Here is a 21,006-nt window from a genome sequence, read left to right as displayed (position 1 = left end):
GCGCCCGCCGGCCGCCGAGTTGCGCGAGCGCTCGCGCAACTCGCGCAGCGGCGCCTCTCTCACGCCCCAGGGGCCCGCCGACCTGCTGGTGCTCGCGCAACCGGAACCGGAACCGGAACCGGAGGTAGAGGCGATGTCGAGCACCGGGCGCCGCCCCCCTCGCCGCACGCTTCGGCCCGGCGAAGGGGCTCTCGCGGGCCCTGCGATCCCACTTGATAATGTTAGTTAGTCTTACTAACTATTGGGTGCCCGACACGCTGACCGTCTTCACCACGCTGCTGCTCGCGCGGATCGCTCGCGTGGATCGGACCGCCTTGCAGCTGATTCAGGAGCGCCTCGCCGAGCGGGGGGTCACGCTCGCGGAGTTCCGCCTGATCGGCGCGCTGCTCGGAGAGCGCGTGGGGCTCACCCAGCGCGAGCTCGCCGAGCGGCTGCAGATCACAGCCGCGTCGCTCTCGGCCCTCGTCGGCCGCCTCGAAAAGAAGGGGCTCGTCGAGAGGACCCCCGACGAGAGCGACGCGCGCGCCTTCCGCGTGCGCTGCACGCCTCAGAACGCGGAGTACGACTGGGTACAGGACGTGCTGGTCGAGGTGGAGCGCCGCGCGACGCGGGGCATTCCGGCCGCAGAACTTGAGACCACGGGGCATGTCCTCGCCGCCATGATCGGCAATCTCGAGATCGACGACACGCCCGTTCCATCAACAAGGAGGAGAGAGAAATGAAGCCCGCACGCGCCGAGCTGATCGAGCGTGACGGCGAAGGGCGCGAGCGTCTCATGATCTGCCGCCTCTGCGCGCGATGTTCGCCTCGCGATCGAGCAGCGCGCCGAGCGCGTCGACCTTCTTCGCCCAGAATCGCTCGTAATGAGCGGCCCAGTCGTAGAACGCGCGCAGCGGCGCGGCCTCCACGTGGTAGAGCCGCGAGCGCCCCTCCCGGCGGGGCGCGACGAGCCCGGCGTCCCGCAGCTCCCTGAGGTGCTGCGAGATCGCCGACTGGGGCACGTCGAACATCGCGCACAGCTCGGTGACCGAGCGCTCGCCGCCGGCCAGCGCGTCGAGGATCGCGCGCCGCGTGGGGTCTGCGAGCGCGCGGAACGTCTCGTCCGGGGAGCGCGCGTTCGTCACCTCACGTCACCTCGCGCCACCTCGCACGACCTCACGTTGCCGCCGAGCTCGCCCGCTCATGGACGGAACACGACCGTCCTTGGTGACGGGCCGGAATCGCGGGCGCGCCGCCCGGAATCGCGGGCGCGCTGCACGGAATCGCAGGCGCGGCGCGCAGGAGCGGGCGAGCGGCGCCGGGGAATTCGCGTGCGAGGAGGTCTGATCACGCTCTACGCTGAGCGCCTCCTCGAACCGCGAAGGTTGCCATGAGCGATGACATCGTCGAGCTGACCACGAAGCACACGTACGGCACCTGGCGCGCCCAGCGCGGCTGGAAGCCGATCCATGTCACCCGCGCGGAGGGCTGCGCGTTCTGGGACGCGTCCGGCAAGCGCTACCTGGACCTGTCCTCGCAGCTCATCTGCTCGAACCTCGGCCACCAGAACGAGGCCGTGATCGAGGCCATCTGCGCGCAGGCGAGGCAGCTCGCCTACATCAGCCCGGCGCACACGTGCGAGGTGCGGGCCAGGGTGGCGCAGAAGCTCCTGGAGGTGATGCCGAAGGGGCTCGACAAGTTCTTCTTCGCGACGTCGGGCACGGAGGCGAACGAGGCGGCGTTCAAGATGGCCCGGCTCTACACCGGCAAGCACAAGATCATCGCGCGCTACACGTCGTACCACGGGTCCACCGCGGGCTCGGTCGCGGCGACCGGCGATTTTCGCCGCTGGTTCATCGAGCCGGCCGGCAAGATCCCGGGCGTGGTGTTCGGCCCGGAGGTGAACTGCTACCGCTGCCCGCTCGGCCGGAGCCACCCCGAGTGCGGCGTCGCGTGCGCCGATTACCTGGCTTACATGATCGACCACGAGGAGAACGTCGCGGCGGTGATCGTCGAGCCGGTCGTGGGTACGAACGGCGTCCTCATCCCGCCGGCCGACTACCTGCCGAAGATCGCCGAGGTCGCGCGGAAGCGCGGCGTGCTCCTCATCGCGGACGAGGTGATGAGCGGCTGGGGCAGGACCGGAAAGTGGTTTGCGGTCGATCACTGGGGCGTGGTGCCGGATATCCTGACGACCGCGAAGGGCGTGACGAACGCGGCCGCGCCGCTCGGGGTCGTCGCGACCTCCCGCGCGATCGCGGACTACTTCGACGACAACATGTTCGCGCACGGCCACACCTACGAGGCCCACCCCCTCACGCTGGCCCCGGTGATCGCCGCGATCGACGAGTATCGCCGGCTGGACCTCCTCGACCGCGCGACGAAGATGGGAGACGTCGTGGGCGCGAAGCTCCGCGCCCTCAAGGAGAAGCACCCCTCGATCGGCGACGTGCGCGGGATCGGCCTGTTCTGGGCGGTGGAGCTCGTGAAGGACCGCGCGACCAAGGAGCCGTTCAACGTGCCGCAGGACAAGGCAGCTCGGCGGCCCCTGGTGGTCGACGCGGTGGTCGCCGAGGCGGCGAAGCGCGGAGTGTCCCTCATGGGGTGGGTGAGCCACCTGCTCGTGGCGCCGCCGCTCATCATCAGCGAGGCCGAGATCGACGAGGGGATCGCGGCGCTCGACGCGGCGCTCGACGTCGCGGATCAGCGGCTCTCGGGCTGAGGACCTCGAGCGCGAGGCGGCCCCCCACGGGCCGCCGGAAGAGCACGTCTGTGGCTGCGGCGAGCGCGCCCGGAGAGGGGGGCGCGGCGACGTGCTAGGATCGTGGGCATGACTGCACGCACGAACGGCCTGCCGACCCGTCCGCCCCGGAACACGGGGCCGATCGAGCTGCGCGATTTCGGCCCGACCGGCCGCCGTCTGGGCACGCCCGACGATTGTTACGACGGCAGCCCGTGGGAGCTGCACCGCGGGGAGCTGATCGAGCAGATGGGTAGCAAGGATATCCATGGCATCGTGATGGCGCTCCTCGCCGCCCTCTTCCGCACGCACGCGCGCGAGGGCTTCACGGTGATGACCGACGTGTACTGCGATCTCAGCGACCCGGCAGGGCCGTCGCTCCGGGCGCCGGACGTGGTGGTGGTGGGCGATCTCTCGTCGCCGCGGAACGACGCCTACCGCGGCACGCCGGTGCTGGCCGTGGAGATCCGGGGCACGCAGTCGAGGCGCTACCTCGAGGAGAAGGTGAAGCTCTACCTGGAGCACGAGTGGCCGTGGGTGTGGATCGCGCACGCGGAGCGGCGGGAGCTCGAGGTCGTGCGGCCGGGGACGGCGTCGATCACCTACCGTCCCGGCGCGGAGGTGCCCCTCCTGCCGGAGCTGGGCAAGCACGGCCTCGGCGCCGTGCCGGTCGCGGCGCTGTTCGAGGAGCGCGACGCGGCGCGGTTCACGGACGAGTGGGTCGAGGCGCGCACCCAGGCGCGCACCCAGGCGCGCGCGATCCTCTCGGTGCTCTCGGCGCGGGGGCTCGCGGTGCCGGAGGCGGTGCAGGCGCGGGTGCTCGCGTGCGACGAGCCCGCAGCGCTGGAGCGATGGCTCGCCAGCGCGGCGACGGCGGCGAGCGGGGCGGTGTTCGCGGCGGCCGTGGATCGAGGGTGAGCTGGCGGCTATCCGCCGCGCCCTAGGGACGGTGGCCGAGGGCCGCGCCCTTCGGGGAGCGCTCCTCGGCGCGGAGCCAGTCCGTCACCGCGACGGCGGCGCCCGCCGTTGTCCCCGCGACGGCGGCCCCAGCGCCATCATCGCGACGGCAGCGCCGAGCCGCCCGCGCACGCGGCGGCGCGCGCGAGGAGCAGGTCGCGCTCGCGCGCGTTGCGCGTGAGCGACGCCGCGCGCTCGAGCTCGGCGCGCGCCTCGTCGAGGCGGCCGAGCTTCGCGAGGAGGTCGCCCCGCACGCTCGGCAAGAGGTGGTAGCTATCGAGGGAGCGCTCCGAGATCAGCGCGTCGACGACGGCGAGGCCCGCCGCCGGGCCGAACGCCATCGAGAGCGCGACGGCGCGGTTCAGCTCGACGACGGGCGACGGCGTGACCTGGGCGAGCGCCGCATAGAGCGCCGCGATGCGCGCCCAGTCCGTCTCCTCCGCGGTGCGCGCGCGCGCGTGGCAGGCGGCGATCGCGGCCTGGAGCGCGTAGGGACCGCGCGCGCCGCCGAGCGCCTCGGCGCGCTCGAGCGCCGTCAGGCCGCGGCGGATCAGCAGGTGATCCCAGCGCGCGCGGTTCTGATCCAGGAGCAGGATGGGCTCTCCCGACGGTCCGACCCGCGCCCTGGAGCGCGACGCCTGGATCTCCATCAGCGCGACGAGGCCGTGGACCTCCGGCTCCTTCGGCGCGAGCTCGGCCAGGATGCGGCCCAGGCGGAGCGCGTCCTCGCAGAGGGCAGGCCGCATCCAGTCGTCGCCGGCCGTCGCCGAGTAGCCCTCGTTGAAGACCAGGTAGATGACCTGGAGCACCGACGAGAGGCGGGGCGCGAGCTCGGCCCCGCGGGGGACTTCGAAGGGGACGCGCGCCTCGGCGAGGGTCCGCTTGGCGCGGACGATCCGCTGGGCGACGGTCGGCTCCGGGACGAGGAACGCGCGCGCGATCTCCTCGGTCGTCAGGCCTCCGAGCAGGCGGAGCGTGAGCGCGACCTGCGCCTCGGCCGAGAGGACCGGATGGCAGGCCGTGAACACGAGGCGCAGGAGGTCGTCGCCGACGTCATCGTCGAGCGCGGCGTCCAGATCCGGCGCGGCCAGCGCGTGCTGGGCCTCGATCTCGTGGCCGAGCTCCTCGTGCTTGCGCTCGAGCCGCTTGCTCCGGCGGAGCTCGTCGATCGCGCGGCGCTTCGCGGTGGCCATGAGCCAGGCGCCCGGCTTGTCCGGGACGCCCGACTCCGGCCACCGCTCGAGCGCGGTGACGAGCGCGTCCTGCGCGAGCTCCTCGGCGAGGCCGACGTCGCGCACCATCCGCGCGAGGCCGGCGATGAGCCTGGCCGACTCGATGCGGAAGACCGCGTGGATGGCGCGATGCACCTCGGGGGCCGTCACGGCGCCCGATCAGAACACCTTCCGCCGCCGGCGCAAGCCCCCCGCGCCGGCGCAAGCCCCCGAGGCCCGCGGGGCTACTTCTTCTCCGCCACCTGCGCGCGCAGGCGCTCCTCCTGCTCCCTGAGCTCGGGCGTGAGCGCAGGACCGAAGTCGTCCGGCGTGAACACCTGACGAATCTCGATCTCGGACTCCTCGTACATGGGGTTGGGACAGCGCTTCACCCACTCGATCGCCTCTTCCCTCGACTTCACGTCCCAGATCCAGAAGCCCGCGATCAGCTCCTTCGTCTCGGCGAAGGGCCCGTCGACCACGGTCCTCTTGTCGCCCGAGAACCGGATGCGCGCGCCCTTCGTGCTCGGGTGGAGCCCCTCGCCCGCGACCATCACGCCGGCCTTGACGAGCTCTTCATTGAACTTCCCCATCTCGGTGAGGAGCTGCTCGCTCGGCATGACGCCCGCCTCGCTGTCCTTGGTGGCCTTGATCAGGATCATGAATCGCATGGTCGTGTCTCCTTGCTTCCTTGGTGGAGCTGGGCTCCGGAGGGTCTCTTGCCCGGGGCGAACCGTGGCTTCATCGTCACGACGAACGGCGGTACGCGGGATCGACACGCCGGGCGATCTTTTTTGAGATCGCTGCCAAGTGATCGTAATTGTTGATGATTGTGGCGATTGCCCGCCCGCCGCGCCGGTCCGGACCGTCAGAAGCGGCTGCGCAGCAGCGCGCCGCCGCCGCCGCCCGGCAGGATCGCGGGCGCGAGGGCGACCGAGCTGCGCTGCTCCGGCGCCGTCAGGAGGAGCACCAGGCCAGCGCCGATGCCGACGAGGCCGACGGCGCCGAGCACGGTGCTCGTGGTGGTGAGCGTCTGGCCTCGCGAGCGGAGGGACATGCCGTCGTCGCTGCACGGCGAGGGATCCGGGCATTCCTTCTCGAGATCGCCCTTCGTGCCGAGAGCGAGCCCGCCCGTGATGAGGCTCCCGCCCACGGCCGCGGCGCCGACGCCGCCGATGACGAAGCCGAGCGTGCGCTTGAAGCTCGAGGGAGCCGCGGGGGCGGGGGCCGAACCCGAGGAGGTCGCGGGGGGCTGCGGCGCGTCGGGTGCGGGGACCGGAGGCGGCGCGGCGGCCGGCGGCGGCTCGAGATGCACGACGCTGCGCGCACCCTCCGCGAGGGTCACGGGCGCGTCGGTCTGCCGGCCGCCGGGCCATCGGGCGACGACGGCATGGTTCCCGGGGTCGAGCGGGAGCTCGCTGCTGATGCTGGCCTGCGGCAGCGGCGCTTGATCGAGGAGCAGTTCCGCCGGCGCCGGTGCGCCCCCCGCAAGCTCGATGACCAGCTTGGGCACGCGCGGCTCGAGCTCCCTGATGCGCTGCTGGGTGATGGCCAGACGGGGATCGCCGGGCGTCAGCTGGGTGAGCAGCTCCTTGAAGTGCTGCCATGCGCTCGCCACGCGCCCGAGATCCGCTTCACACTGGGCCAGGTTGAGCAGCGTGCCGCGCGACGGATAGGCCGCCTGGCTCCGGCGGAAGAGCGGAATCGCGCGCGCGCAGTCTTGCGCTTCCACCGCTGCGCGGCCCTGCTCGAAGAGCTCCTGTGCCTGGGCCTTCGGATCGTTGGGCTGCGCGGAAGCCGAGCGGCTCATCGCGCAGAGGACGGCGCACAGGGCGGCGCAGCGCATCGCGCGAGTACCTCTTGTTCGTCTCAGTCCCATTTTTTCCAAGGATCCTCGGGCTTGTTCTGCGTCTTGACCTGTGAAGACGACGGCGGTCTGGTCGTGCTCACGGTATTCGCGCTCGCCTTCACCGGCGGTGTCGATGCTATCGAAGATGCCGCTGCCTTCGCGCCGGCGTCCGGGGAGGCGCTCGCGAGCGGCGCTGCGCTGGCCTCGAGCGCGGCGGTCGCGGTCTCCATCGCGGCGACGGGGATCGCCGTCACCGCGTCGGCTGCGCCGGGAGCGCCGACCGCGCCGGGGGACACAGGCTCGCGCTCGGTCTCCGCGCTCGATGAGGCCACGGGCGAGTCGCTGTCCGAGGGCTCGCTCGCCGTCAGCCGCAATGCAAGGATGAACCCGGTCAGGACGAGCGCGCCGGCGGCGCCTGCCAGCAGCGCCACGCGGTTGCGCGGCGCCCGGGTCCGCGTCGTGTTGCCCCAGGAAGCGTGCGGCAGCGTCGCGTGCGCCGTGCCCGCCGCCTCGCTCCCGGACGACGACGGCGTGTCCGGGCGCTCCTGCATGGGCGCCGTCGCGGCCTCGGCCGCTCCCGGCGCTCCACGCCACGCGGGCGAGGACGCGCCGAGCGCGCCGGGCGCTGCAGGGGGAGCGCCCACCGGCGGGTACCCGGCGCGGGAAGCACGCTCGGGCAGGATCCGGTCGATGCTCTCGAACGAGAGCCGCCCGCGCTGCGTCCCGAAAGGCGCGAGCACGCGGCCTATCTCGGCGACGCTCTGGACGCGGGCGCCCGGGTCCTTCGCAAGGCACCGGCCCACGAGCTCCCCGACGGCGGGCGGCAGGTCCGGCCGCAGGGCCAGGACGGAGGTGGGCGTGTCCACGATGATGGCCGCCGTGACCGCGGTGATGCTGTCGCCCTCGAACGGGTGCCGCCCGGTGAGCATGCGATACAGGATCACGCCGAGAGCCCAGATGTCCGTCCGCACATCCGCGTATTTCAGGCTGCGAATCTGCTCCGGCGACATGTAATGGATGGAGCCCATGATGAGGCCCGTCGCGGTCAGGCTCGCCTCTTTGACAGAGTCGCCCGTGGCGGTGAACTTCGACAGGCCGAAGTCGAGGACCTTGAGGAGGGGAGTCCCGTCGGGGCGGCGGGTGAGGAAGAGGTTCTTCGGCTTGAGATCGCGGTGGATGATGCCGCGCGCGTGGGCCTCGGCGATCGCCTCGCAGGCCTGGAGCACGTAGTCGGCGGCGTCGGCGAGCGGGAGGACGCCGCGGGTCTGGAGCACCTGGCCGAGATCGTCGCCGGTCAGGTGCTCCAGCACCATGTAGGCGGCGCCGGTGCCCAGCGTGCCCATGTCGAGGACACGCGCGATGTGCTGTCCGTCGAGGGCCGCGGCGGCCCGGGCCTCGCGGAGGAAGCGGGCGCCGGCGTCGGGGAGCGCGGCGGCCTCGGGGAGGAGGAGCTTGACGGCGACGCGGCGCTCCAGGACGACGTCCCAGCCCGCGAAGACAACGCCCATGCCCCCCGCGCCGAGGACGCGCTCGATGCGGTACTTGCCCGCGAGGACGTCGCCGGGAACGGGGACGCCGGAGGGGACGGCGGGCTGCTGCGCCATGGTGAGAGGAGAGCGTAGCGGGGAGGTGGTGCGGAGTACAAGAGGCGGGCGGCCTCGGTGGCCTCTCGCGAGCGCTCAACCCGGGAGGGCTCGCGCGATGACGTACTCGACGCGATCCGCTCGCGACGTCCGCCGGAGAGCGGCTACGGCTCGGCCCCGATCCGCTCGGCGTCCTTCTTCTGCTGGAGCCTGTGCTTGATCGCCCCGAAGAGGACCGGCGCCACGGAGACGAAGATGATCAGGTAGACGACCCGCTCGATCTGCTTGGCGTCGAAGACCTTGCCAAGGAAGTAGCCGAGGAAGGTCATCGAGAAGACCCAGAGCACGCCGCCCACGATGTTGAACATCGCGAAGCGCCGGTACTGCATCTGCCCCACGCCGGCCACGACCGGCGCGAACGTCCGGGCGAACGGCATGAAGCGCGCGAGGATGATCGTCTTGCCGCCGTGCTTCTCGTAGAACTTCTGCGTCGCGATCAGGTGATCCTTGCGGAACAGGAGCGACTGCTCGCGCGTGAAGATCTTCGGGCCGGCGCGCCGCCCGATCGAGAAGCCCACCGCGTCGCCGATGATCGCCATCGCCATCAGCGTGACGTTCATCAGGAGCAGGTTCTGGAAGTTCGGTAACCCGAGCGGGTTGATGAGCCCCGCGTTGACCAGCACCCCGGCGGTGACGAGCAGCGAGTCCCCGGGCAGGAAGAACCCGATGAGCAGCCCCGTCTCGGCAAAGATGATGATCATCAGGACGGGGTAGCCGCCCCACTGGAGCAGCGACTCGAGCTCCCTCAGCCTGCTGAAAAATTCACGGAGGAGATCCACGGCCGCTCGATAGCTCACCTCGGCGGCCGCGTCGAACCCCGCGTGCGCCCCGGCCGCCTGCGCGCCGCCGGCATCCAGCGCCGCCGTTCCCACGGGCGCCGCCGGCGGTGAGTCGCCCTGCATCGCTGGCTGCCCCGCCAGTCTACACCCGCGGGCGAGCCCCCGGGCCGCGCCTCCCGGAACCCCGAGGGCGAGCTCCCCCGGCGCGCCGCCCGCGCCGCCGGTGGCCGCGCGCGCTACGGCGTATAACGCGCCAGGTACTCCTTGAGGTGCAGCTTCCGGGCCGTGTTCTCGGACGACATGTAACGTATCGTGCCGAAGATCTCCCGCTCTGGACCCCAGGCCCGATCGTAGCGGCCGAGCACCCAGAAGATGCCCGAGGTCGAGTTCGGGTCGCGGCCGTCGAGCGCATACCGGTCGTTGAGCTCGATCATGACCTGGAGCGCCTCGCGCGGCGTCCGCGACCACTCCAGGATCTTTTTGCCCCAGAGCATCCGGAGGTAATTGTGCATTCGCCCCTCGCGGAGGAGCTCGACCTGCGACGCGTTCCAGATCCGGTCGTAGGTCGCCCCCGCCGCGAGCGCCTCGATGGGGTAGACGCGCGGGCGCCTGTCGCGCGCGTGCTTCTCGAGCGTGGCGAGCGCCCAGTCCGGCAGCGACTCGTACTCGGTCGGATCGCGCTTCCACGAGGGGCGCGGCCCGTCTCCCTCGCTCGCCCCGAGCGCGAAGGCGTTGAACCCGAGCTCCCGCCAGGTGACGAGCTGCTCGAGGAACGCCTCGGCCGAGGCGCTCATCCCCCAGAACCCCTCGCGGCTGCCGCTCGGCCGCTTCACGCCGTCCCCGGGGCGGCCGAGCTGCTCGACGCGGAAGGCCTCGCGCCGCGCGACGGCCGTGAAGACCTCGTGCGCCGCGAGGTGGCCGAAGTGCAGGTACGGCGACAGGCCGCTCGTCGCGCCGGCGTCGGGGTGATCGCGCTCTTCCAGGTAGCGCGGCAGCCGGTCCGCGACGAAGCGCGCGAGCGCCTTGCCAGCCGCCTCCGGGCCGCCCCGGCAGGGCGCCGGCGGGACGGTGTGATCGATGGGGAGCGCGGAGAGCGCCGCAGGGTCGCCCCCGAGCAGCGCGGGCGAGGCCGCGGGCCACCTGCGCGCGATCGCGCGGGGGAGGGGCGCCGCAGGCCGGAGCTTCGCCCGCTTCAGCGGATCGGCCGCCGGCTGCGCGCCGAGGTGCTCGCCGATCACCCGGTGCCAGAAGATGCGGAACGAGCGCGCGGTCGTGAACACCCGATCGGCCGCGCGCATCGGCAAGAGGCCGTTCGAGTCCACCTGCTCGAGGCGGACCGGCGCCTGCCGCGCCGCCGAGGCGACCATGCGCGGGAGGAAAAAGCAGGGGTAGTCGTCGGTCACCACCACGCACGCCCGCGCCGCGAGCGCGCCGAGCAGGCCCTTGCCGGCCCCCTCGGCGGGCTCGACGTAGGGGTGATGCGCGACGCCGGCCGCCGCGAGGCGGCGCGCGTTGTCGGCCATGCCGTCGATCACGAAGCGATGGATCCTGTCGCTCGCCCAGCGGTAGCCGCACCGGAGCGCCTCCAGCACGACGAGCGGTCGATCGAGCGCCATCGACCAGGCGATCGCGCGCTCCAGACCGAAATTGTACCGTGTCCGGCGACTCGCGATCATCCAGTAAAGGACGTAGTCGCCGCCCTCGCGGACAGGCATGGCGTTGCGGGTGCGGACACGGAGCTCGGGGACGCTGCTGGAGATCACGACACCTCCTTCACGACCGGCCCGCCAGCGCGCCGCGGCGGGGCCGGGGCGACGGAGGGGCGGGGCCGCCAGGGCGCCAAGGACGCCGGAGAAATGAGGTTCTCTCGCTCGGCCCCGGCGCTCTGCTCTCTCTTCAGAACGAGCGGTGCTCTAGCACAGCTCGGACACGCCACGGGCATCGCGACCTCTCCCATCGACAGCAAGGAGCTCATCGAGTTTGGGCAGGCGATCCCGCCGAGCTCCCCCGGGAGCGAGGCCGAGGGCCCGGCGGTCAGGGCCGAGTACGCGAGGGAGTCGGGCACGGTCGCCCGGGTCGGGCGATCCGGGCTGGGCGGATCCCAGGCGTCTTCAGCGCGGCGCCGTAGACCGGCCTCCGGGATCTCGGTTATGACGCTCGGCGCGCGGGCCCGGCGCATGCGGGGTGCCGCCAGCGGCTCCGCGCCCCGGGTGAACCCATGGACTTGCCCCAGAAGCTCCGATCGCTGTTCCTGCTGCCCTTGATCACGCCGCTCGCCTGCGGCGGCGCCCCGGCGTCCGCGCCGCCGCCTCCCCGACAGGCCGCCGCGCCGGCCCCGGCAGCGCCCGCGGCCCCGGCGGCCGTGGCCCCGGCGGCCGCGGCCCCGGCCGCGCCTGCGAAGGCCGGGCCGCGCGCCGACGCGACGCTCATTCCCCGGCGCATGCTCTTCGGCAACCCCGATCGCATGTCCCCCCAGATCAGCCCGGATGGCCAGCGGCTCGGGTTCCTCGCCCCCTCCGAGGGCGTGCTCAACGTGTGGGTCGGCCCGGCCCGGGAGCCGGCGTCGGCCAAGCCGGTCACGAAGGAGCAGAGCCGCGGGGTGCGCACCTTCCTGTTCCCCTACACGAGCGAGTACGTCCTCTATCGCCAGGACAAGGGCGGCGACGAGAACTGGCACATCTACGCCGTCGAGCTCAAGACCGGGCAGATCAAGGATATCACCCCCTTCGAGGGCATCTCCGCGACGTTCGAGGGCATGAGCCTCAAGATCCCGAACGAGATCCTGATCGGCATGAACGATCGGGACAAGAAGGTCCACGACCTGTATCGCGTCGACGTCCGCTCCGGCGAGCGCAAGCTCGTGCGCCGGAACGACGGGTTCGTGGGGTTCGTCGCCGACGACGAGTTCAAGGCGCGGCTCGCGTCGCGGATGACGCGCGACGGAGGCCAGGAGTTCCTCGACCTCACCGGCAAGGAGCCGAAGCCGTTCGTCGCGTTCAGCCCCGAGGACGTCGTGACGAGCGGCGCCATCGGCTTCGACGCGGCCGGCAAGACGCTCTATTTCCGGGACAGCCGCGGCCGCAACACCTCCGCGCTCGTCACCCTCGATCCGCGGACCGCGAAGCCCGCGGTGCTCGCCGAGGACGCGAAGGCCGATGTCAGCGCCGTGATCGTCCACCCGAAGACGGGCAAGGTCCAGGCGGCGGCCTCCGAGCGCGAGCGCAAGCGCTGGCAGGTGCTCGACAAGAGCATCCAGCCGGATCTCGACGCCCTCCGCGCGGTCGCCGACGGCGAGCTCGACGTGCTGAGCCGGTCGCTCGACGACAAACGCTGGACCGTCGGATACACCGTGTCGGACGGCCCGGTCCGATACTACCTCTACGACCGTGATACGAAGAAGGCGACGTTCCTCTTCACGAACCGCGCCGCGCTCGAGTCGCAGCCGCTCGTGAAGATGCGGCCCGTGGTCATCAAGGCGCGCGACGGCCTCGAGCTCGTGAGCTACCTGTCGCTGCCGCGCGCCGCCGACCCCGACGGCGACGGCAAGCCGGAGAGGCCGCTCTCGATGGTGCTCCTCGTCCACGGCGGCCCCTGGGCGCGCAGCTCCTTCCGCCTCGATCCGATGCACCAGTGGCTCGCGAACCGCGGCTACGGCGTGCTGAGCGTCAACTTCCGGGGCTCGACGGGCTTCGGGAAGAGGTTCGTCAACGCGGGCGACCTCGAGTGGGCGGGCAAGATGCACAACGACCTGCTCGACGCCGTGGAATGGTCCGTGGCGCAGGGCATCGCCGACAGGGCCCGCGTGGCGATCATGGGCGGCAGCTATGGCGGCTACGCGACGCTCGTCGGGCTGACCTTCACGCCGGAGACCTTCGCCTGCGGCGTCGACATCGTCGGCCCGTCGAACCTGGTGACCCTGCTCCAGTCCATCCCGCCCTACTGGGCGCCGATGCTCGAGCTCTTCGCGAAGCGGGTCGGCGACCCCCGCACCGAGGACGGCCGCGATCTCCTGCGCACGCGCTCGCCGCTCTACCGCGCCGACCAGATCAAGCGGCCCCTCCTCATCGGCCAGGGCGCCAACGACCCGCGCGTGAAGCAGGCCGAGAGCGATCAGATCGTCAAGGCGATGACGAGCAAGGGCATCCCGGTCACGTACGTGCTGTACCCCGACGAGGGCCACGGCTTCGCCCGCCCGGAGAACTCCATGTCGTTCAACGCGATCGCGGAGACGTTCCTCGCGCAGTGCCTCGACGGCTCCTACGAGCCGGTCGGCGGCGACTTCAAGCAGTCGAGCGTCACCGTCCCCGTGGGCGCCGAGGTCGTCCACGGGCTCTCCGAGGCGCTCCCCCGGCCCTGAGCGCGCCGCTCCGCCACGCGGGCAGGCGCGCCCGCGCGGCGGTCGGGGCGCCCCCCGGCCTGCGGGCGTCCGGCGCCGCTACGTCCGCTGCGTCGACGCGGTCCGCGTGCGCCGCCGCGACTCTGGCTCGCTCAGCGGGGGCGCGCTCGTGAGGTCGTCGAGCGTCTCCAGCAGCTGCTCCAGGTCGAACGGCTTGTTGATGATCCTCGTCGCGTCCGGGTGGTTCGGATCGATGCAGAAGCCGGGATCGCTGAGCGCGGTCACGAGCACGACCGGCGCCGCTCTCCCCTCGGCCGCGAGCGTCTCGATGAGGCGCGGCCCGTCCAGGAACGGCATCACGCAGTCGATGACGATGGCGTCGGGCGGCGCCTGGGAGCGCAGCCGCTCCAGGGCTTCGAGGGGGTCGGTGTACCCCTCGACCTCATACCCTTCCGCCAGCAGCACCTCCGCCAGCGTCTCGACGATCGCGTCGTCGTCGTCGACGACCACGATGCGCCGCTGCCTTCCTCGCTCTGAGTCTCCTTGGTCGTCTCGCTCGTCGCTCACGCTCACCTCGGTGGAGAACCCCGGTGTCACTTCTGGGACCGGCCGCTCTCGCCGTCGACCCTCGTAGACCACCTCTGTGCGAATTGTTTACAGGCTCTCCCGGTGCTCGCTCCAAGGGCCCCGGCCTCCGCCGCCTCTCCGGCTCTTCCGCGGAGATCCCGGCGTGGGGCTCAGCTCCCCGGCGGAGCCTGCTCGTGCGCCGGCGAGAGGTCCGGAGAGCTCCCCATCCTCGTGCGCAGCTGGACGGGCCGCTGGCGCACCCGGAGGCGCATGTTGATGAGCTCGACGCCGAGCGAGAAGGCCATCGCGAAGTAGATATACCCCTTGCTGATGTGCTGGCCCATGCCGTCGGCCATGAGCACCACGCCGATGAGGAGCAGGAAGCTCAGCGCGAGGATCTTCATGCTCGGGTGGCGCTGGATGAACGCGCCGATGCTCCCGGCGAAGACGAGCATCACGCCCACCGCGATGAACATGGCCACCATCATGATCGAGATGTGCTGCGCCATGCCGACGGCGGTGATGACCGAGTCGAGCGAAAAGACGATGTCGAGCAGCACGATCTGCGCGATGACGGAGGGGAACGACGCCTTCGCCTTCGGCTGCTCTTCCCTGGGATCGTCGACCTCGAGTTTATCGAACATCTCGTGGGTCGCCTTGCCAATCAAGAACACACCGCCGGCGAGCAGGATCAGATCACGCCCGCTGAAGTCGTGTCCGAGCAGGCTGAACAGGGTAGCCTTGAGTCCCATCACCCATGAGATCGCGAGCAGGAGGAGCAGCCGCATCCCGAGGGCGAGCACGAGGCCGATGCGGCGGGCGAGCGGCTGCTGCTCCAGCGGCAGCTTCGCCGTCATGATGGAGAGGAAGACGATGTTGTCGATTCCAAGCACGATCTCCAGCGCGCTGAGGGTCGCCAGCGTGATCCAGCCGTCGGCGTGCAGAAAGGCGCTCATGTCAGGCATCGGGGTGGCGCTTTGTAGCATGGACAGCCGTGGCCGCCCGCCACGTCCGGACCCTCGCCCCGCTCTCCGGTGGATCCTGGGCGATCTTGCTCCCGTGTTCAGGGCGCGGGGCGACGGCGATTACGACGGATGCGTGAACGCAAAGTACGTCAACGGTGTTGATGGCGTCGATGGGCGTCGATGGGCGTCGATGGGCGTCGATGGCACCGACGGCGGCGACACACGTCGGCGCGCGCGGCACGGGCGGCGCTTGACGCGGGATGTTGACATCCGGTACAGAGGAGTTGGAAGTACGCGCAAGTGGATCTGCCTCCTTCCCGGCTTCCAGGTGAGCTCCTGCGGGGTGTTGGCGAGATCGCCGAACAGCGCCGTGTTTCCTCGCCATGCGGGCGAAGCAGCATCGTTGCCTGTTCCTCACCTGGAACGCGTGGCCTCACGACAGAGGGGGCGACCGCGTGACCGTGGTTCCGAAGGTCGGCTTCGGGCAGGACGCGCGCTGGGCCGCCGGCGGCGGCGCTGACGGGGGGCCTCTGGATCGGGCGCCCCTCGGGGGAGATCCGGCGGTCAGGGTGCCGGAGGCGTGCTGGCTGGACGGCGGCGCTGCCTGGCTGCGCATCGAGGGGCGCGACCTGAGCTACCCGGTCGTCCTGCTCGGCTCGATGGGCGCCTGGATCGAGCCCGACTATCGGACCTCGTTCCCTTTCGGCAGCGTCGTCCGGGTGCGCCTGTACGCCGGCGACGTCGAGATCGGTCCGCTCTCCGCCGTGCTGGTGCTCCAGTCGATGGGCCTGCGGGGGCCGCTCATCGGGCTGTCGTTCGAGGACGGAATCCCCTCCCGCGCGGCGGGGCAGATCCGCGACGTGCTGCGCGCCCTCGTCGACGCGGGCACGGCCAAGGCGGCCGCGGCGAGCCTGTTCAGGCCCTCGGCCACGGACGCGGGGCACGTGCGCGAGATCATCGACGATCCCAGGAGGGTGCGCAACATCCTCGGCTTCCTGCTGCGGAGGAAGGGCGTCGTCCGCCGCGCCGCCGAGAGCGCGCCGCCCCTCTGCGTGATGCTCGGCGAGGTGGGGACCGGGACGGTCACGTGGCTCGGCATCAAGGGCTGGAGCGAGGACGCCGCGGTCGAGATCGCCGGGCAGAACTCCGTCTTTCGCTTCAACGTCCGCGCGGACGAGGTGCGCCCGGGCGAGCTCGTCTCCGCGCTGCCGGCGCGCGTGGAGCGCCTCCGCAAGAGCCTGCTGCAGCGGGGCGTCGAGGCCGATCTCACCGCGCGCTTCCTGCACCCCGAGTGGCTTCACATCCCGCCGATCGAGGCCGAGGTGGTCGACGTGTCCTTCTCGGGCCTGCGGATGGCGCTGACGAGGGGGCACCCGCCGCTGCTCCCCAGGCACAAGCTCTCGCTGGAGCTCCCCGACGGCGACGACGGCGTCGTCCACCTGCGGGGCGAGGTGCGGTCGGTGTCGCTCGTGGAGGGCGCGGACACCCAGCTCTGCAGCGTGCACGTGACCGCCGCGCGGCGCGAGGACGAGCGGCGCTGGCTCAGGCTCGTGTCCCGCATCCTGCACGCGACGACCTACGGGGGGACCGCGTGGCAGGCGGAGCTCTGGGATCTCTTCGACTCGTCCGGCTATTTCAACCTCTCCGGGCGGCGGCCGGAGCACTTCGAGGCCATCAAGCCGAGCTTCCTGACCATGGCGCAGAAGGCCGCGGCGGTGCCGCACCTCCTGTACAACGTGGCGTGTCTGTCCGAGCACGGGATCGAGGGCAATTTCTCGATCATGAAGCCATACCACAGCACGTGGATGATTCATCAGCTCGCGAAGCGGCCAAAGTCCGCGTCGAACCTGAGCTCCCGGCAGGTGCTCCGCGACATGTTCACTCGCTGCTTCGAGCACGCGATGGCCGACCCGGAGTGCCGCTGGATCATCGCCTACGCGGAGGCGCACGTCGCGTGGAACGAGCGATCGCTGTTCGAGTTCGCCCGCGCGCGCCACGAGACGGGCCACGTCCTGTCGCTGCCTTTCCGCCTGATGGGGGTGGACGCGCGCGCCGCGCCGCGCGCGCCGCGCGAAGCCGGCGGGCCGATCGAGATCGGCGAGCCGACCCCCGGGGAGCAGGCGGCGCTGCTCGGCCTCCTGTGCGCGACGTCGCCGCGCATGTACGCGGAGGCGCTCGATCTCGTGCCCGGCAGGCTCGGGATGGGGCCCTGCGTCGAGCGCTGGCGCAGCGCGGGCCTGGAGCGGGAGCGCGTGCTGCTCGTGGCGCGCCAGCACGGCGAGCCGCTGGCGGTCGCGGTCCTCGAGCTCGGCGAGCTCGGCACGAACCTCTTCCGCCTCCTCGACTCGGTCCGCGTCTTCCCGATGCGCGCCGGCGGAGACGCCGCGCTCGGCCCGCTGCTCGACGCGGCGTGCGGCTGGTTCCGCAGCCACGACAGGAAGTCGTTCATCTACTTCGGTGAGCGCGGCAAGATGACGTTCGATGGTCCTGCCGGCTTGCACGACCTCGGCGAAGGACGGCTCTGGATCGTCGCCAGGGAGCTCGTCCCGGAGTTCGTGGAGCACATCTACCGGCTCACCGAGCCGAAGCCGCGATAACGGCCTGGATCAGCGGCGGCGCGACGCTATGGTCTCCCGGTCTCAGTCTCGCTCTCGGTCCTCCAGGTGAGGCGGCATGTACCAGCTCAAGATCGACCTCATCAACGCTCTCATCGAGGTCACGTTGCAAGGCGTCGTGCGCACCGAAGAGGCGCAGGCGTACGCCGCGGAGTACAGGAAGGCCCTCGGCTCGCTCTACGGCCGGAGGATCCGCGTCCTCGTGGACTTCCGTGGCTTTTCCATCGCCTCCGAGGAGGCGACGGAGCTCCTCCGCGACATCGCGGCGACCTCGACCGCGATGGGGGTGATCAGGGCCGCCGAGCTCGTGCAAAGCGATCTCGCGGCGCTGCAGGCGAGCCGGATCGCCCGTGAGGCGGGGACCGCGCAGCTCGTGCGGGTCTTCAAGGACGAGGGGGCCGCGCGCAGCTGGCTCCTCGGCGATCGCCCGACCCCGTGAGGGCAGGCTGCGCGCGGGCCGCCCGCTCAGCGCACGACGAGCACGTCGTCGATGGGGCGGCGGAGGGAGCGCGCCGACACCGGGCCCGCGAGCGACAGGCGGAAGAGCAGGACCTCTGCCGTCGCGTCGGTGACGTCGAACAGCCGGAGATAGCGCTCCCGGAGCCCGGCCGCGGCCTCCGCGGTCTCCGCGTCGAGCCCCTCGCCGCGGCCCCGGATCAGCCGCGCGAACAGGTAAGGCAACGTCGTCATCGGGTAGACCGCGATGCCCAGCTGCGTCGCGGTGAGCCACGCGCGCTCGACCGCCCTGCCGCCCTGGAAATAGTCGGTGAGCCGGACCCGCGGCAGGGTGATCAGCCCGACCGCCGTCGCGCAGCGGATCGCCTTCTGCGCCATCCTCTCGAGCCCCCGGCCGCCGCCCCAGCGCCGCACGAGCGCCAGGGCGCGGTAATCCCGGCAGATCTTGAACCCCGCGAGATCGGTCGGCGAGAGCTCGAGCGTGCCGACGAACAGCCCGTCCCGGCGCGCCTCGGCCTCCGCCTCGGTCCAGCGGACCTCCCTCATCATGTCGGCGTGGGTCTGCCTCGCGAGCATCCGGAGCCGATCGCCGGCGCCGATGAGGGCGCCGATCTCGTCGAGCTCCGCCGGCGCCTCGAGCAGCCCGAGGCGCGCCCCGGGGATGGACTCGACAGCGGCGCGGAGGGCGGCGCGGTGCTCCTCGGCGAGCGGCGCCCGCTGGCCAGGGCGCCGGTTCGTGTGCCGGAGCCCGATGGCGTCCGCGAGGCCATCCATGGCGTGCTCCTCGGCGCCGGGGGCCGGCGCGCCGAAGAACGCGAACGTGGCGGCCAGGTCCTCGTCGCCCTCGCGCGGGAACGGCGAGACGCGCACGCTGAGCCCCTCGCGGTGCGCGGCGAGGACGACGTTCTCGGCGGCCGCGCCGAGCGCGACAACGCCGCCCGCGCCCTGGAAGTCGGCGAGCGACTCGGAGCGCGCGCGGTCGTGGAACAGCCCGAGGCGACGCCCCTCGTGGACCCAGAGCCAGGGCTGGCAGTTGCCGCCCGAGGGCGCCGCCACGCCCGCCGCGACGAGCCGCCGCAGCCGCGCCGGGTCGAGCGCGACGGCGCCGGCCTCGGCGGCCGGGAGCGGGCCCGCCGCCGCGGCGAGGGCAGGGCCCGCCGCGCGCGGCGCGTCCGCGGAGGCGGGCTCCGCCTCGGGGCCGCTGATGAGCTCCTCCAGGTCGACATAATACCGGCCTGACCGCACCGGCTCCCCGAGGGTGATCCGGCGCGCCGTGTCCGCGGCCGCCGCCCCGCCGTGGACGACCGCCGACCCGAGCTGAGGCCATGTGCTCACCGACTGCTGCACCTCGACGAGCGACGCGCGGAGCCGGAGCGAGATGGCGTCTTGCCCGATGATCTGCATGACATAAGGCACCTTGTCCTCGGTCGACAGGCCGCGGAGGCGCTCGGGCGTGAGATCGCCGACGAGCCCGTGGAGGATCGGCCGATCGCCCTCCAGATCGAAGCGCTCGACGTCGATGAGCCCCCGGTCGCTCGTCTCCATCACGACCGGTATGCGGTGGGCGCGCGCGGTCGTGCGGAGCAGGAGCTTGATATCGAGGCTGTCGCACTCGTCCACGAGGACATCGAGCTTGCCCCCGTCGAGAAGGAAGCGCTGGATATTGTCCTCCGTGACCCCCTCGGGGAAGCACGTCACGTGGAGGAACGGATCGAGCTCGGCGATCTCGCGCGCCGTGGCGACGACCTTCGGCAGGTCGAGGTTGTGCGCGCCGGTCCGGATCCGGTTCAGGTTCGAGAGATCGAGGCGGTCGAAGTCCGCGAGGCGCAGCTCGCCGGCCCCCCGCTCGAGCGCGATCGTCATCGCGACGGACTGCCCGACCGAGAGGCCGACGACGCCGATGCGCCGGCGGGCGAGCGCCGCCTGCTCCTCGCCGCTGATCTTGTGCTTGTTCCTGTCGGTCCGCAGCTCGACGAACTCGGCCTCATCGAGCAGGTGCACGAGGCGGTGCGACCACGGATAGTGGACCCAGACTCCATAGGCCTCGATGGGGGCGCCGTTCAGGTGCTCTCCCACGAGCCGCGTGACGTCCCGCTCACCGAGGCGCTCGCGGGGGTGGCGGGTCTTCACGAGATCGGCGAGCTGCCGGTCGATCGTGTCGAAGATCTCGATCCGGGCGTCGTCGTGGAGCAGGCGGCCGAGCTCCTCCGCGTCGTCCTCGCGCGCCGGCCGGAAGAAGCGGGGACGCCACGCGCCGTTCGAGGCCTCTCGCGCCGCTCGCGAGGAGATGAGCTGCTGCCAGCGGGTCGTGTTCATCGCGGTGGTCCGGTCCCCCTCCTACCACCCCCGCGCCCCAGGCGTCGCCACGATCTCCCCGGCGGCCCCCGGGTCAGCGCGGCGCGCGGGACGGCCGGCCCTCGATCTCGAGTCTCATCTTCGTGACCTTGTGTTGCACCTCGGCGGCCTCAGGCCCGATGATCTCCAGATAGCGCAGCGCGGCCACGACATCGCTGCCCCGGAACGCCTTGACCCGCGGGTTGAACCAGCTGAGCGCAGTCCCGATCTGCCGGACGAGGAGCGCGTCCGTGCAGATCGCCACCGTGAGCGCGGTCTTGCTGACGTAGTCGTTGATGGATGCCCGCTGCTTCGCGTTGGGTCCCCCCCCGGCCGTCACCACGAGAGTCTTCGTGCAGGTGGGCGGGAGACTTCCCGCCGCCTGCATATACCCTTCCCATTCCTCGTCGCTCGGCGGTTCCCTGCCGTGGACGGCGATGAGCACGTGCTCCGTCGTGTCGAACAGCATGCTGGGTTTCGTCATCGTCTCACCGAGCGCGCACCGATCTTACGTCTGCGCACCGCCGAGCCGCCAGCGCGCACAGCCATCCCGTGGGATAGTCGTGCGCCTGGCC

At 71.7% G+C, this 21,006-nt stretch carries 17 protein-coding genes; 6 read left to right on the top strand and 11 right to left on the bottom strand.

Going from position 1 to position 21,006, the window contains the following annotated elements:
* Positions 1-218 precede the first annotated feature (218 nt).
* Complete coding sequence (locus tag WMF45_RS35185; protein WP_437719611.1) at positions 219-722, top strand: MarR family winged helix-turn-helix transcriptional regulator; 504 nt, start codon at positions 219-221, stop codon at positions 720-722.
* A 51-nt stretch (positions 723-773) separates the two neighbouring features.
* On the opposite strand, the gene WMF45_RS35180 is transcribed toward WMF45_RS35185, so the two are convergent.
* Positions 774-1,124 carry an ArsR/SmtB family transcription factor gene (locus WMF45_RS35180; protein WP_437709809.1) on the bottom strand — a complete coding sequence of 117 codons (351 nt, stop codon included), beginning with the start codon at positions 1,122-1,124 and terminating at the stop codon, positions 774-776.
* Between the two features lie 245 nt (positions 1,125-1,369).
* Here WMF45_RS35180 and WMF45_RS35175 point away from each other — a divergent pair, with 245 nt between their 5' ends.
* Entirely contained in the window at positions 1,370-2,701 is a 1,332-nt protein-coding gene (locus WMF45_RS35175) for an aminotransferase family protein (protein WP_012239035.1), read from the top strand.
* A gap of 108 nt (positions 2,702-2,809) precedes the next feature.
* The gene (locus WMF45_RS35170; RefSeq protein WP_437709807.1) at positions 2,810-3,637 is read left to right on the top strand and encodes a Uma2 family endonuclease; all 828 of its coding nucleotides are present in this window, start codon (positions 2,810-2,812) and stop codon (positions 3,635-3,637) included.
* Positions 3,638-3,774: 137 nt separating this feature from the next.
* Here WMF45_RS35170 and WMF45_RS35165 read toward each other — a convergent pair whose 3' ends face one another.
* The 6 genes from WMF45_RS35165 to WMF45_RS35140 form a co-directional block, all read right to left on the bottom strand.
* Complete coding sequence (locus WMF45_RS35165) at positions 3,775-5,058, bottom strand: RNA polymerase sigma factor (RefSeq protein ID WP_437709805.1); 1,284 nt, start codon at positions 5,056-5,058, stop codon at positions 3,775-3,777.
* A 74-nt stretch (positions 5,059-5,132) separates the two neighbouring features.
* A complete protein-coding gene (locus WMF45_RS35160; RefSeq protein ID WP_437709803.1) occupies positions 5,133-5,558 on the bottom strand; it encodes a YciI family protein in 426 nt (141 codons plus the stop codon).
* A 197-nt stretch (positions 5,559-5,755) separates the two neighbouring features.
* Positions 5,756-6,697: a tetratricopeptide repeat protein gene (locus tag WMF45_RS35155; protein WP_437709801.1), complete on the bottom strand. Its 942-nt coding sequence runs from the start codon at positions 6,695-6,697 to the stop codon at positions 5,756-5,758.
* 59 nt (positions 6,698-6,756) lie between these two features.
* A complete protein-coding gene (locus WMF45_RS35150; protein WP_437709799.1) occupies positions 6,757-8,340 on the bottom strand; it encodes a serine/threonine-protein kinase in 1,584 nt (527 codons plus the stop codon).
* A gap of 143 nt (positions 8,341-8,483) precedes the next feature.
* Positions 8,484-9,176, bottom strand: a complete 693-nt coding sequence (locus WMF45_RS35145; RefSeq protein WP_437719610.1) for a VTT domain-containing protein — start codon at positions 9,174-9,176, stop codon at positions 8,484-8,486.
* Positions 9,177-9,394: 218 nt separating this feature from the next.
* Complete coding sequence (locus tag WMF45_RS35140) at positions 9,395-10,921, bottom strand: deoxyribodipyrimidine photolyase (protein ID WP_437709797.1); 1,527 nt, start codon at positions 10,919-10,921, stop codon at positions 9,395-9,397.
* A gap of 455 nt (positions 10,922-11,376) precedes the next feature.
* Between WMF45_RS35140 and WMF45_RS35135 the strand changes: the two genes are divergently transcribed.
* Positions 11,377-13,515 carry a S9 family peptidase gene (locus WMF45_RS35135; RefSeq protein ID WP_437709795.1) on the top strand — a complete coding sequence of 713 codons (2,139 nt, stop codon included), beginning with the start codon at positions 11,377-11,379 and terminating at the stop codon, positions 13,513-13,515.
* Positions 13,516-13,593: 78 nt separating this feature from the next.
* Here WMF45_RS35135 and WMF45_RS35130 read toward each other — a convergent pair whose 3' ends face one another.
* Together WMF45_RS35130 and WMF45_RS35125 are read right to left on the bottom strand one after the other, a co-directional pair.
* Positions 13,594-14,061: a response regulator gene (locus WMF45_RS35130; protein WP_437709793.1), complete on the bottom strand. Its 468-nt coding sequence runs from the start codon at positions 14,059-14,061 to the stop codon at positions 13,594-13,596.
* A 170-nt stretch (positions 14,062-14,231) separates the two neighbouring features.
* Complete coding sequence (locus tag WMF45_RS35125; RefSeq protein ID WP_437709791.1) at positions 14,232-15,017, bottom strand: TerC family protein; 786 nt, start codon at positions 15,015-15,017, stop codon at positions 14,232-14,234.
* A 464-nt stretch (positions 15,018-15,481) separates the two neighbouring features.
* Here WMF45_RS35125 and WMF45_RS35120 point away from each other — a divergent pair, with 464 nt between their 5' ends.
* On the top strand, positions 15,482-17,623 hold the full coding sequence (locus WMF45_RS35120) for a hypothetical protein (protein ID WP_437709789.1): 2,142 nt from the start codon (positions 15,482-15,484) through the stop codon (positions 17,621-17,623).
* 76 nt (positions 17,624-17,699) lie between these two features.
* Positions 17,700-18,080: an STAS/SEC14 domain-containing protein gene (locus WMF45_RS35115; protein ID WP_437709787.1), complete on the top strand. Its 381-nt coding sequence runs from the start codon at positions 17,700-17,702 to the stop codon at positions 18,078-18,080.
* 26 nt (positions 18,081-18,106) lie between these two features.
* Here WMF45_RS35115 and WMF45_RS35110 read toward each other — a convergent pair whose 3' ends face one another.
* Both WMF45_RS35110 and WMF45_RS35105 read right to left on the bottom strand, forming a co-directional pair.
* Entirely contained in the window at positions 18,107-20,413 is a 2,307-nt protein-coding gene (locus WMF45_RS35110; RefSeq protein ID WP_437709785.1) for an Rv1355c family protein, read from the bottom strand.
* A gap of 73 nt (positions 20,414-20,486) precedes the next feature.
* The gene (locus WMF45_RS35105) at positions 20,487-20,915 is read right to left on the bottom strand and encodes a hypothetical protein (protein ID WP_437709783.1); all 429 of its coding nucleotides are present in this window, start codon (positions 20,913-20,915) and stop codon (positions 20,487-20,489) included.
* Positions 20,916-21,006 lie beyond the last annotated feature (91 nt).

The sequence above is a fragment of the Sorangium sp. So ce448 genome, assembly GCF_051520915.1.
Lineage (GTDB): Bacteria > Myxococcota_A > Polyangia > Polyangiales > Polyangiaceae > Sorangium > Sorangium cellulosum_B.
Note: the sequence above shows the minus strand (reverse complement) of the source record. Positions and strands in the feature narration are given on the sequence as shown.